Origin of the sequence: Streptomyces sp. MS19 (assembly GCF_047200595.1) — a bacterium.
Lineage (GTDB): Bacteria > Actinomycetota > Actinomycetes > Streptomycetales > Streptomycetaceae > Streptomyces.
This window is the reverse complement of the sequence record NZ_JBJZOH010000071.1, coordinates 1-12,031: the sequence shown is the minus strand read 5'-3', so window position 1 is coordinate 12,031 and position 12,031 is coordinate 1. Positions and strand designations below refer to the sequence as shown.

Below are 12,031 nucleotides of genomic sequence, written 5' to 3'. Positions count from 1 at the left end.
CTTGCCTCGCCTACCTTGGGAGCCTTGGCAGTTGGCCTGTTCGGCTTCCCCCTGCGGCGATGACGTAAACGTACTTGAGCGGGGCGCCCGGATGCAAATCCTGGCGCCCCGCCCGGTGGTGAGGCTCAGACGTCGACCACGACCGGCATGATCATGGGGCGCCGGCGGTAGGTGTCGGACACCCACTTGCCCAGCGTCCGCCGTACGAGCTGCTGGAGTTGGTGGGAGTCCACCACGCCGTCCTGGGCCGACCTGGCCAGCGCTTCGTCGATCTTCGGGATGACCGCGGCGAAGTCCGCGTCGTCGATACCGGAGCCGCGGCTGTGGATGCTCGGGCCGCTGACGATCTTGCCCGTGCTGCTGTCCACCACCACGACGACGGAGATGAAGCCCTCGTCGCCCAGGATGCGACGGTCCTTCAGGCTGGACTCGGTGACGTCGCCCACGGACAGGCCGTCCACGTACACGTAGCCCGCCTGGACCTTGCCGACGATCCTCGCCTTGCCGTCCTTGAGATCGACGACCACGCCGTCCTCGGCGATGACGATGCGCTCGGCCGGGACCCCGGTGAGCACGCCGAGTTCGGCGTTGGCGCGCAGGTGGCGCCACTCGCCGTGCACCGGCATCAGGTTCCTGGGCTTGCAGATGTTGTAGAAGTACAGCAGCTCGCCCGCCGAGGCGTGGCCGGAGACGTGCACCTTGGCGTTGCCCTTGTGCACCACGTTCGCGCCCCAGCGTGTAAGGCCGTTGATGACGCGGTAGACCGCGTTCTCGTTCCCCGGGATCAGCGACGACGCGAGGATGACCGTGTCGCCCTCGACGATGCGGATCTGGTGGTCCCGGTTGGCCATCCGGGACAGGGCCGCCATCGGCTCGCCCTGCGAGCCGGTGCAGACGAGGACGACCTGGCTGTCGGCGAGGTCGTCCAGCGCCTTGACGTCCACCACCAGGCCCGGGGGGACGCGCAGGTAGCCGAGGTCGCGGGCGATGCCCATGTTCCTGACCATCGAGCGGCCGACGAACGCGATGCGGCGACCATGCTCGTACGCGGCGTCCACGATCTGCTGGATGCGGTGGACGTGGCTGGCGAAGCTCGCCACGATGATGCGCTTGTCCGCGCGCGCGAAGACCTGGCGGAGGACGCCGGAGATGTCGCGCTCGGGGGCGACGAAGCCGGGCACCTCGGCGTTCGTGGAGTCGGCGAGGAGCAGGTCGATGCCCTCCTCGCCGAGCCGGGCGAAGGCCCGCAGGTCGGTGAGGCGGCCGTCGAGCGGCAGCTGGTCCATCTTGAAGTCGCCGGTGTGCACGGCCATACCGGCCGGTGTGCGGATGGCGACCGCGAGGGCGTCCGGGATCGAGTGGTTGACGGCGACGAACTCGCAGTCGAAGGGGCCGATACGTTCCCTGTGTCCCTCCTTCACCTCCAGGGTGAAGGGGCGGATGCGGTGCTCCTGGAGCTTGGCCTCGATGAGGGCGAGCGTCAGCCGCGAGCCGATCAGCGGGATGTCCGGCTTCTGACGCAGCAGGAACGGGACACCGCCGATGTGGTCCTCGTGGCCGTGGGTGAGCACGATGCCGTCGATGTCGTCGAGCCGGGACGTGATGGAGCTGAAGTCCGGCAGGATCAGGTCGATGCCGGGCTGCTCCTCCTCCGGGAACAGGACGCCGCAGTCGACGATGAGCAGCCTGCCGCCGTACTCGAAGACGGTCATGTTCCGGCCGATCTCGCCGAGGCCGCCGAGCGGGGTAACGCGTAGGCCACCCTCAGGAAGCTTCGGCGGACGGCCGAGTTCTGGATGCGGATGACTCAAGAGACTCTCCTGACCACGCGCGCCACCCGCCCCGTTGCGGGCTTGTGGCGCGCGTGACTGTATGCACTGGTCGGTATTCAGTTATCACCCTGGGTGCGGGAATCCGCGCCTCGGGCAACGTCTGTGTGTTCAGATCTGTACCCCGCCGGCGGCGAGATCGCGCGTGAGCTGTGCCGTCTCGTCGGCGCTGAGGCCGACGAGGGGCAGGCGCAGGGGGCCGCCGGGGAGGCCTTGGAGATCGAGGGCGGCCTTGGTGGTGATCACGCCCTGGGTGCGGAACATGCCGGTGAAGACGGGCAGCAGCTTCTGGTGGATCTCGGTGGCCTTCGCGACGTCACCGCTCGTGTAGGAGTCGATGAGGGCGCGCAGCTCCGGCGTGACCACGTGGCCGACGACGGACACCACGCCGACCGCGCCGACGGACAGCAGCGGCAGGTTCAGCATGTCGTCGCCCGAGTACCAGGCGAGGCCGGTGGTGGCGATGGCCCAGCTCGCGCGGCCCAGGTCGCCCTTGGCGTCCTTGTTGGCGACGATGCGCGGGTGGGCGGCGAGCCTGACCATGGTCTCGGTGGTGATCGGCACGCCGCTGCGGCCGGGGATGTCGTACAGCATCACGGGCAGCCCGGTGGCGTCCGCGATGGCGGTGAAGTGCTGGTACAGGCCCTCCTGCGGGGGCTTGTTGTAGTACGGGGTGACGGTGAGGAGCCCGTGGGCGCCCGCCTGCTCGGCGGCGCGGGCGAGCTCCAGGCTGTGCCGCGTGTCGTTGGTGCCGACCCCGGCGACCACGTGGGCGCGGTCGCCGACCGCTTCGACCACGGCCCGCACGAGCTGCGCTTTCTCCGCGTCGCTCGTGGTCGGTGACTCACCGGTGGTGCCGTTGACGATCAGACCGTCGTTGCCGGCGTCCACCAGGTGGGCGGCGAGGCGCTGGGCGCCGTCGACGTCGAGGGAGCCGTCCGCCGTGAATGGCGTGACCATGGCGGTCAGGACCCGCCCGAAGGGGGTCTGCGGTGTGGAGGTCGGAGCCATAGGTTCCACGCTACTCGCAGCTCAGCGTGCCGGGGGCCATCGGGGCGTGCATCGGGGAGAACCCGGCACCGTCTGCTCGGGGGTTCAGACAGCGCCGGGTCCGTTCATTCACCCTAGATGAACTTAGTGAAATGTCGCAATACGTGACACTTCAATCGGGTTTTCCGCTCGTCCGGCCACCGGTGGGGGCGGGCGTGGCGCTGGTCAGGGGGCGATTCGGCCGTTCGCGTTGAAGGCGGCGTGGGTGAGGGGCATGAGCCGCGCCCACTCGGCCTCCATCAGCTCGGCGACCATCTCGATCTCCCGCTGGGGGAAGGACGGGACGGCGGCGCGCTCGTCCTTGGTGCGCAGGCCGAGGAAGTGCATGAGCGACCGCGCGTTGCATGTCGCGTACATCGAGGAGTACAGGCCGACCGGGAGGGCCGCCCGCGCCACCTCGCGGGCGATCCCGGCGGCGAGCATCTCCTGGTAGGCCGCGTACGCCTGCCGGTAGGTGTCCTCCAGGGTCTTGGTCACCAGGGCGTGCTGGTCCTGGGTGCCGGGCACGAACTCGTACTTGCCCGGCCTGCCCTGCTGGACCAGTCTGCGGTCCTCGGCCGGCACGTAGAAGACGGGGCCGAGCTGCCGGTAGCGGCCGCTCTCCTCGTTGTAGGACCAGCCGACGCGGTGCCGGTGGAACTCGCGGAAGACGAAGATCGGGGCGCCGATGAGGAAGGTCATCGAGTTGTGCTCGAACGGGCTGCCGTGCCGGTCGCGCAGGAGGTAGTTGATCAGGCCGCGGGAGCGCTCCGGGTCCTTCCCCGCCTCCTCGATGGACTGCTCCCCCGCCGTGGAGACGCGGGCGGCGAAGAGCACGTCCGTGTCGGCGGCGCTGTGCTTGACCAGTTCGACGGTCATGTCGCTGCGGAAGCTGGGGGTGTCGGTCACCTGCGGGTCCTTCCCGGTGGACGGCGGAGCGGGGACCAGCCTAGGGCCAGGCACCGACAGCGGGGACGGGCCGGGTGGGCAAGGAGAAGAACGGGGGGAAACGGACTTCTCACCGGGAGTCGGATTCTTCATTTGATAACTTTGTATTATCTGTGATGAGGGGGTGGATGCCATGGCCGATCGGGCCGGGGAGTTCCACAGCGATGTCGAGCCGCCGCGCCGCCCGCGGCCGACCGTGGGCCGCCTGCTCGGCGGGCTGCTGTTCGGCCTGGTGGTCGCCGCCGCGCTGGTCGGTGCGCTGCTGCTCGGACGGCCGGCGCTGGACGTGGACCAGCAGCAGGCCCCCCACGCACCGGAAGCAGCCGACGGCCGCTGAGCGCGATAGCCTCACCGTTCACAGCACTGTCCCCCCGGATAATCCGACTGTGATACGAACGAGGACTCCGCTTTGCCCCTGCATTTCCTCACGGCCGACCGAGAATCCGACCGCGACGCCCCGGACACACCGCTCGTGCACTCCGGTCTGGACTTCTGGCGCCGCCCCTACCGGCTCGGTCCCTGGCGCGTGGCCGTCGCGGCGGTCATGCTGCTGCTGGCCGCCTACATCCTGATATCCGCCCTGGTCATCGCCATGGCGGGCCCACCGTCCGGAGCCAGCGCGACCGTGTGTGTGGCGCTGGTCGTCATCGCCCTGGCCCTGCGCATCCTGCGCATCGGCATCTGGGTCAGCCCGCGCGGCCTGCGCCGCGTCGGGCTGCTCACCACCCGCACGCTCCGCTGGCGCGAGGTGGCACGGGTGAGCACCGTCCAGCAGCCCGTGAAGTGGCTGGGCCTGCCCCGCAGCGTGCAGGGCCAGGCCCTCCACATCGAGCGCCGCAGGGGCGAGCCCCTCCCCACCCTGCTCACGGACCACAGCGCCGACTTCCTCGGCCGGTCCGCGTCCTTCGACCGCGCCGCCGACACCGTCGAGGCGTGGGCGGCCGAGCACCGCTGACCGGCGGGGAGCCAGAACCTCTGCACGCAGTCAGGGAGTCCGGCCGGACAGGCCGGGCTCCCTTTCCGCGTCCGTGCCGGCGCGGCCCGCGCGCAGGGCGATCGCGTGCTGCATCGCCTTGCGGGCGCGCGGCGTGTCACGGGCGTCGTGGTAGGCCACCGCCAGGCGGAACCAGCAGCGCCAGTCGCCCGGCGACGCCTCCGTCTCCGCCTGGCGCACGGCGAAGACCTCGTCCGCCGAGGCCCGGTCGATGCGGCCGCTCGGCGTCCTGGCCAGCTCGTCCACCGGCAGCCCGCCCTCGGCCTCCAGCTCCCGCGCGAGCCGGTTGGCGTTCAGCACGAAGCTGCCGCTGCGCCACAGGAACCACGCGCCGATCAGCGGCAGCACCAGCACGGCGAGACCGAACGGGACCGTGACCCACGTGCCCTGCGCGACGAGAACGACGCCGCGGTGCCCCGTCAGCAGGAAGTAGCCGACGAGGACGGCACACAGAACGAGGTAGGTGATCTTCGCCCGCACCGGTCAGCCGTCCAGATCCATGAAATGTTCGAGCCCCACGGTGAGCCCCGGCGCGCCGCCGACCCGCCGCACGCCCAGCAGCACGCCCGGCATGAACGACCCGCGGTTCATCGAGTCGTGCCGGATCGTGAAGACCTCCCCCTCGTCGCCGAAGAGCACCTCCTGGTGGGCCACCAGGCCGCGCAGCCGCACCGCGTGGACCGGGACGCCGGAGACGTCCGCGCCGCGGGCGCCGTCGAGCGCCGACGCCGTCGCGTCCGGCTGGGCGGGCAGCCCCGCGGCGGCCCGCGCGCCGGCGACGAGCTGCGCCGTGCGTACGGCGGTGCCGCTGGGCGCGTCGGCCTTGTCCGGGTGATGCAGCTCGACGATCTCGACGGACTCGAAGAACCGTGCCGCCTGCGCGGCGAACCGCATGGTGAGGACGGCGCCGATGCCGAAGTTCGGGGCGATCAGGACACCGGTCCCCGGCGCGTCGGCGAGCCAGCCGCGTACGGTGGCGAGCCGTTCGTCCGTCCAGCCCGTCGTGCCGACGACGCCGTGGATGCCGTGCGCGACGCAGAACTCCAGATTCGCCAGCACCGCGTCCGGCCTGGTCAGCTCGACGGCAACCTCGGCGCCCGCGTCCACCAGCGACTCCAGCCGGTCGCCGCGCCCGAGCGCCGCGACCAGCTCCATGTCCTCGGCCGCCGACACCGCGCGCACCGCCTCGGACCCCATCCGCCCCGAGGCCCCGATCACGGCCACGCGCAGCTTGCTCATCGTTCCACTCATCTCTTTCCCAGGGGTCTGCGGGTCTTTCCCAGGAGTCCGCGGGTGTCCGCGGGCCGGTCAGGCCACCGCGTCCCGCAGACGGGCGGCCTGGCGGTCCTTCACCGGGCCGATGACGGCGAGCGAGGGACGCTGCCCCAGGATCTCGCGCGCCACCTCGCGCACGTCGTCCGGGGTGACGGCCGCGATGCGCTCCAGCATCGCGTCGACGGTCAGCTGCTCGCCCCAGCACAGCTCGCTCTTGCCCAGCCGGTGCATGAGCGAGCCGGTGTCCTCCAGGCCCAGGACCGTGGACCCGGCGAGCTGGCCGATGGCGCGGCGCACCTCGTCGTCGTCCAGGCCGTGCTCGGCGACCTGGGTGAGCTGCTCACGGCAGACGGCCAGGACGTCCCCGAGCCGGTCGGGGCGGCAGCCGGCGTAGATGCCGAACAGGCCGCAGTCCGCGTACCCGGACGTGTGGGAGTAGACGTTGTACGCCAGGCCGCGCTTCTCCCGGATCTCCTGGAAGAGGCGGGAGCTCATGCCGCCGCCGAGCGCGGTGGACAGCACGTTCAGCGCCCAGCGCCGCTCGTCGTGGCGGGACAGGCCCGGCATGCCGAGAATCAGGTGGGCCTGCTCGGTGGGGCGCGTGACGACGTCCAGCTTGCCCGCCGCGCGGACCGTGCGGTGGCCGCCGCGCGGGCCGACCGGCTCGGCGGCGCCGGTGCCCGGCAGGGCGCCCGCGGCCTCGAAGGCGGCGGCGACGCGGGCGGTGACGTCCTCGTGCGTGACGTTGCCCGCGGCCGTGACGACGAGGCGCGTCGGGTCGTAGTGCTTGCGGTAGAAGCGGGCGACGCGGTCGCGGGTCAGGGCGTTCACGGTCTCGACGGTGCCGAGGACCGGCCTGCCGAGGGGCGTGTCGCCGAAGAGCGTGGCCGCGAACAGGTCGTGCACGCCGTCGCTCGGGTCGTCCTCGGTCATGGCGATCTCCTCAAGGACGACGTCGCGCTCGGCATCGACCTCCTCGGGGGCGATCACGGACGAGGTGAGCATGTCGCAGACGATGTCCACGGCGAGCGGCAGGTCGGTGTCGAGGACCCGCGCGTAGTAGCAGGTGAACTCCTTCGTGGTGAAGGCGTTCATCTCGCCGCCGACCGCGTCCACGGCGGCCGAGATGTCCAGGGCGCTGCGGCGTTCCGTGCCCTTGAAGAGCAGGTGTTCGAGGTAGTGCGTCGCGCCGCCGAGCGCCGGGGTCTCGTCGCGGGAGCCGACGCGCGCCCAGATGCCGAACGTGGCGGACCGTACGCCCGGCACGGTCTCGGTGACGACCCGCAGGCCGCCGGGGAGGACCGTCCTGCGGACGGCGGCGCCGTCGGCGGGGCGCGGACCGGGCACGGCCCGCCCCACCGGAGCGGTGGGGCGGGCCGTGGCCTTGGCTGAGCTGCGGGTCACTTGTCGGCGCCGTCCTCGGCCGCCGCGTCCGAGGACGCCTCCTCCTCCAGGACGGGGATGAGGGAGAGCTTGCCGCGCTGGTCGATCTCGGCGATCTCGACCTGGACCTTCTGGCCGACGCCGAGGACGTCGTCCACGTTCTCGACGCGCTTGCCGCCGGCGAGCTTGCGGATCTGCGAGATGTGCAGCAGTCCGTCCTTGCCGGGGAGCAGCGAGACGAAGGCGCCGAACGTCGTGGTCTTCACGACGGTGCCCAGGTAGCGCTCGCCGACCTCGGGCATCGTCGGGTTGGCGATGCCGTTGATCGTCGTGCGGGCGGCCTCGGCGGACGGGCCGTCGGCGGCGCCGATGTAGATCGTGCCGTCGTCCTCGATGGTGATGTCCGCGCCGGTGTCCTCCTGGATCTGGTTGATCATCTTGCCCTTGGGGCCGATGACCTCGCCGATCTTGTCCACCGGGATCTTGACGGTGATGATGCGCGGCGCGTTCGGGGACATCTCGTCCGGGACGTCGATCGCCTCGCTCATCACGTCGAGGATGTGCAGCCGGGCGTCGCGCGCCTGCTTCAGGGCGGCGGCGAGCACGGAGGCGGGGATGCCGTCGAGCTTCGTGTCGAGCTGGAGGGCGGTGACGAACTGGCGGGTGCCGGCGACCTTGAAGTCCATGTCGCCGTACGCGTCCTCGGCGCCGAGGATGTCGGTCAGCGTCACGTAGTGCGTCTCGCCCTCGATCTCCTGGGAGATCAGGCCCATCGCGATACCGGCGACCGGCGCCTTCAGCGGCACACCGGCGTTCAGCAGCGACATGGTGGAGGCGCAGACGGAGCCCATGGAGGTGGAGCCGTTGGAGCCCAGGGCCTCGGAGACCTGCCGGATCGCGTAGGGGAACTCCTCGCGCGTCGGCAGCACCGGGACGAGGGCGCGCTCGGCGAGCGCGCCGTGGCCGATCTCGCGGCGCTTCGGGGAGCCGACGCGGCCGGTCTCGCCGGTGGAGTAGGGCGGGAAGTTGTAGTTGTGCATGTAGCGCTTGCGGGTCACCGGGGAGAGGGTGTCCAGCTGCTGCTCCATGCGGAGCATGTTCAGCGTGGTGACGCCCAGGATCTGCGTCTCGCCGCGCTCGAACAGGGCCGAGCCGTGCACCCGCGGGATCGCCTCGACCTCGGCGGCGAGCGTACGGATGTCGGTGACGCCGCGGCCGTCGATGCGGACCTTCTCACGGATGACGCGCTCGCGGACCAGTTGCTTGGTCAGCGCGCGGTAGGCGGCGGAGATCTCCTTCTCGCGGCCCTCGAACTGCGGCAGGAGCTTCTCGGCGGCGACCGTCTTCACGCGGTCCAGCTCCGCCTCGCGGTCCTGCTTGCCCGCGATGGTGAGGGCCTGCGCCAGCTCGTCGCGTACGGCGGCGGACAGGGCGTCGAAGACGTCGTCCTGGAAGTCCAGGAAGATCGGGAACTCGCCGGTGGGCTTGGCGGCCTTGGCGGCGAGGTCGGACTGCGCCTTGCACAGCGCCTTGATGAACGGCTTGGCGGCTTCGAGGCCGGCGGCCACGACCTCCTCGGTCGGCGCGGTGGCGCCGCCCTTGACCAGTTCGATGGTGCGCTCGGTCGCCTCGGCCTCGACCATCATGATCGCGACGTCGCCGTCCGGCAGGACGCGGCCGGCGACGACCATGTCGAAGACGGCCTCCTCCAGCTCGGTGTGCGTCGGGAACGCCACCCACTGGCCGCTGATCAGGGCCACGCGGGTGCCGCCGATGGGGCCGGAGAACGGCAGGCCGGCGAGCTGCGTGGAGCAGGACGCGGCGTTGATGGCGACCACGTCGTACAGGTGGTCGGGGTTGAGGGCCATGATCGTCTCGACGATCTGGATCTCGTTGCGCAGGCCCTTGCGGAACGACGGGCGCAGCGGCCGGTCGATCAGGCGGCAGGTGAGGATGGCGTCCTCGGAGGGCCGGCCCTCGCGGCGGAAGAAGGAGCCGGGGATCTTGCCGGCCGCGTACATCCGCTCCTCGACGTCCACCGTGAGCGGGAAGAAGTCGAGCTGGTCCTTGGGGTGCTTCGACGCGGTCGTGGCCGACAGCACCATGGTGTCGTCGTCCAGGTAGGCGACCGCGGAGCCGGCGGCCTGGCGGGCGAGCCGCCCGGTCTCGAACCGGATGGTGCGGGTGCCGAAGGAGCCGTTGTCGATGACGGCCTCGGCGTAGTGGGTCTCGTTCTCCACCTTGTAATATCTCCTCTTCTGCGCCCCCTGCGGCGGGGGCGGGTGGGGTGGAGCACCTCCGACGAGCCGGCCTTCGATCGAAGCCCCCGGGCACTGCCCGGAAGCCACTACCGAGGACCGGCGACGGTCTGGCAGGCGCTCCGCCTCCTGCGTCGTCTCGCTGGGTCGTCCGGCTGGGTCATCTGGCTGGGCCGTCCGATCCGTACGTTCGGGTCCAGCCTACAAAGGAGCCGGGCATCGGGCCCGGCGCCGGGGTGTCTCGTGTGTGTTCCGTACACGCACCGGTATACGGCGAAGGGAGCGGCCCCGCCAGCGGTGGCCGCTCCCTCGTGGGCGTACTACCTCGCGCCCGCCGCGCCGCGGCGGATGCCGAGGCGCTCGACCAGCGCGCGGAAACGCTGGATGTCCTTGCGCGCCAGGTACTGGAGCAGGCGGCGGCGCTGGCCGACCAGCAGCAGCAGGCCGCGGCGGGAGTGGTGGTCGTGCTTGTGGGTCTTCAGGTGCTCGGTCAGGTCCGAGATACGGCGGGACAGCAGCGCCACCTGGACCTCGGGGGAGCCGGTGTCGCCCTCCTGCGTGGCGAACTCGGCGATGATCTGCTTCTTCGTAGCGGCGTCGAGCGACGACACACGTACTCCTTGGGGATGTCATGTAGGGCCACCGAGTGCCTCCGCCTGATGCGCGGAGGAGCTTCCTGAACTCGGAAGGCGGGGTCCGCTGAGCGCTTCCTCCAGAAGACTCCGGGGGCGCGTACGCAAACGGCCAGTGAGCACGGTACAACAGATCGGCGTGCCGAGCACATCCGGGCAGGTGGGCGGCTCGGGCGGCGGGATCAGCCGCTCGTCAGGCCGCGGGCCTCGGCGTAGACGTCGAGCACGGCGAGGCAGAGCGGGATCAGCGACAGCAGGACCGCGCCCTCCGTGAGGTCGAGGACCCGGCCCCAGAAGGGGGTGAGACCGGCGCGGGGCACGATCAGGGCCACGGAGGCGATGAGGGCGGCGCCCGCCGTGAGGGCGGCGGCGAGCCAGAGGGTGCGCAGGTCGCCGTCGGCGGAGGTGCCGAGCGCGTGGCCGAGGGCGAGGAGCGCGAGGGTGACGAGCCCGGCGGCCAGCAGCGTCGTCACCTGGACGGCGTAGCGGAAGAGGCGGGCGCGGGTGAGGAGGGCGATGCCCGCGGCCAGCGCCAGGAGGCGGCCCCAGCCGTCGGGCGAGAAGGCGAGGACGGCCGACGCGCCGGTGGCCAGCATCGCGCAGCCGCCGGTGAGGCCGAGGAGGATCTGGTGGCCGCGCCTCGCCTGGGCGGCGATGCGGGCGGTGTCGACGGGGTCGGTCCGCGGGGCGGAGTCGGCGGAGTCGTCCGTCTCGTAGCCGGGGCGCGGGGCGGTGTAGCCGATGGGGAGGCGCACCAGGCTCGCGGTGAGGGCGGGCAGGAACGCGAGGGCGCCCAGGGCCAAGGGCACGCAGACGGCGGCGGCGGCCGTGGGCTCCGCGTCGGTCGCGATGGCGCCGAAGGTGGCGAGGGCGGCCGGGGCGGCGGCGCCCGCCGTGGCCGTGAACCAGGCGGCGGCGCGCGGGAGCGCGGCGATCAGGGCCACCGAGACGACGAGGACGGCCAGGAGGCCGAGGAGCAGTTCGAGGCGGCCGACGCCGTGGCCCGGGTCGAGCGGGAGCAGGCCGGTGCCCGCGACCAGGGCGTGCGGCAGGGCGGCGAGGCCGAACGCGACGGCGGCGGCGTGGTCGTCGTAGACCCGGGCGCGTACGGCGGCGAAGGCGGCGAACAGGACGGCGAGCACGCCGGCGACGAGGCCGGGGGTGCCGTGCATCCCGTGCGTGCCGGGCTCCCCCGCCCACAGGACGGCGGCGGTGAGGGCGCCGAGGACGCCCGCCGCGGTGAGGCCGGCGGTGCGCAGCAGGTCCTCGTGCCACAGGAGGCGGTCGCGGGTGACGGCGTCGGCGATCGCGTCGGTGACGTCGTCGTGGACCGGGGGCGGCAGCGAGTCGGCGAAGGGCCGGAGGGCGAGGACGTCGCCGTCCAGGACGCGCTGGGCGGCGAGGGTGCGGGCACCGTCGAGGACGGTGCCGTCGCGGCGTACGAGGTGGTAGCCGACGGGCGCGCCCGGCTCCGGCTCGGCGCCGCTGAGGTGCAGGATCTCCGGGCTGAGGTCGGCGAGCGGGATGTCGTCCGGCAGCGCCATGTCGATCCGGCTGGTGGGCGCGGCGATGGTGACACGGCAGAAGCCGGTGGTCGCGGTCGTGCTCACGTGCTGTCTCCCTCCCCGGGCACGGACTGCGCCCGCCACCCTACCCGCTGTGCTGTCGGTGGTCCCCACTAGG

At 71.9% G+C, this 12,031-nt stretch carries 11 protein-coding genes; 2 read left to right on the top strand and 9 right to left on the bottom strand.

Annotation, left to right across the window (positions count from 1 at the left end):
* Window positions 1–125: 125 nt before the first annotated feature.
* The 3 genes from ACL02R_RS29560 to thyX form a co-directional block, all read right to left on the bottom strand.
* Complete coding sequence (locus ACL02R_RS29560) at window positions 126–1,811, bottom strand: ribonuclease J (RefSeq protein ID WP_412800034.1); 1,686 nt, start codon at window positions 1,809–1,811, stop codon at window positions 126–128.
* Between the two features lie 129 nt (window positions 1,812–1,940).
* Complete coding sequence (gene dapA, locus ACL02R_RS29555; protein WP_362965314.1) at window positions 1,941–2,840, bottom strand: 4-hydroxy-tetrahydrodipicolinate synthase; 900 nt, start codon at window positions 2,838–2,840, stop codon at window positions 1,941–1,943.
* A 204-nt stretch (window positions 2,841–3,044) separates the two neighbouring features.
* Window positions 3,045–3,737 carry an FAD-dependent thymidylate synthase gene (thyX, locus tag ACL02R_RS29550; protein ID WP_412800035.1) on the bottom strand — a complete coding sequence of 231 codons (693 nt, stop codon included), beginning with the start codon at window positions 3,735–3,737 and terminating at the stop codon, window positions 3,045–3,047.
* A 202-nt stretch (window positions 3,738–3,939) separates the two neighbouring features.
* On the opposite strand from thyX, the gene ACL02R_RS29545 reads away from it, so the two are divergent.
* Window positions 3,940–4,143, top strand: coding sequence for a hypothetical protein (locus ACL02R_RS29545; RefSeq protein WP_412800033.1), 204 nt, complete (start codon window positions 3,940–3,942; stop codon window positions 4,141–4,143).
* Between the two features lie 72 nt (window positions 4,144–4,215).
* The gene (locus ACL02R_RS29540; RefSeq protein WP_412800032.1) at window positions 4,216–4,761 is read left to right on the top strand and encodes a hypothetical protein; all 546 of its coding nucleotides are present in this window, start codon (window positions 4,216–4,218) and stop codon (window positions 4,759–4,761) included.
* Between the two features lie 30 nt (window positions 4,762–4,791).
* On the opposite strand, the gene ACL02R_RS29535 is transcribed toward ACL02R_RS29540, so the two are convergent.
* The 6 genes from ACL02R_RS29535 to eccD form a co-directional block, all read right to left on the bottom strand.
* Window positions 4,792–5,280 (bottom strand): hypothetical protein, encoded by a 489-nt coding sequence (locus tag ACL02R_RS29535; protein ID WP_412800031.1) that lies wholly within the window; start codon window positions 5,278–5,280, stop codon window positions 4,792–4,794.
* 3 nt (window positions 5,281–5,283) lie between these two features.
* Complete coding sequence (gene dapB, locus ACL02R_RS29530) at window positions 5,284–6,039, bottom strand: 4-hydroxy-tetrahydrodipicolinate reductase (RefSeq protein WP_412800030.1); 756 nt, start codon at window positions 6,037–6,039, stop codon at window positions 5,284–5,286.
* 69 nt (window positions 6,040–6,108) lie between these two features.
* Entirely contained in the window at window positions 6,109–7,479 is a 1,371-nt protein-coding gene (locus ACL02R_RS29525) for a M16 family metallopeptidase (RefSeq protein ID WP_412800029.1), read from the bottom strand.
* Window positions 7,476–9,698, bottom strand: coding sequence for a polyribonucleotide nucleotidyltransferase (locus ACL02R_RS29520; RefSeq protein WP_412800028.1), 2,223 nt, complete (start codon window positions 9,696–9,698; stop codon window positions 7,476–7,478). Before ACL02R_RS29520 ends, ACL02R_RS29525 begins: the two co-directional genes overlap by 4 nt.
* 338 nt (window positions 9,699–10,036) lie before the next feature.
* Entirely contained in the window at window positions 10,037–10,327 is a 291-nt protein-coding gene (gene rpsO / locus ACL02R_RS29515; protein WP_052852115.1) for a 30S ribosomal protein S15, read from the bottom strand.
* 203 nt (window positions 10,328–10,530) lie between these two features.
* On the bottom strand, window positions 10,531–11,958 hold the full coding sequence (eccD, locus tag ACL02R_RS29510; RefSeq protein WP_412800027.1) for a type VII secretion integral membrane protein EccD: 1,428 nt from the start codon (window positions 11,956–11,958) through the stop codon (window positions 10,531–10,533).
* Between the last annotated feature and the right edge of the window lie 73 nt (window positions 11,959–12,031).

Bases quoted from the DNA above. Each gene is read 5' to 3' on its own strand.
- dapA (WP_362965314.1), bottom strand. From the start codon at position 2,840: ATGGCTCCGACCTCCACACCGCAGACCCCCTTCGGGCGGGTCCTGACC.
- thyX (WP_412800035.1), bottom strand. From the start codon at position 3,737: ATGACCGTCGAACTGGTCAAGCACAGCGCCGCCGACACGGACGTGCTC.
- ACL02R_RS29545 (WP_412800033.1), top strand. From the start codon at position 3,940: ATGGCCGATCGGGCCGGGGAGTTCCACAGCGATGTCGAGCCGCCGCGC.
- dapB (WP_412800030.1), bottom strand. From the start codon at position 6,039: ATGAGCAAGCTGCGCGTGGCCGTGATCGGGGCCTCGGGGCGGATGGGG.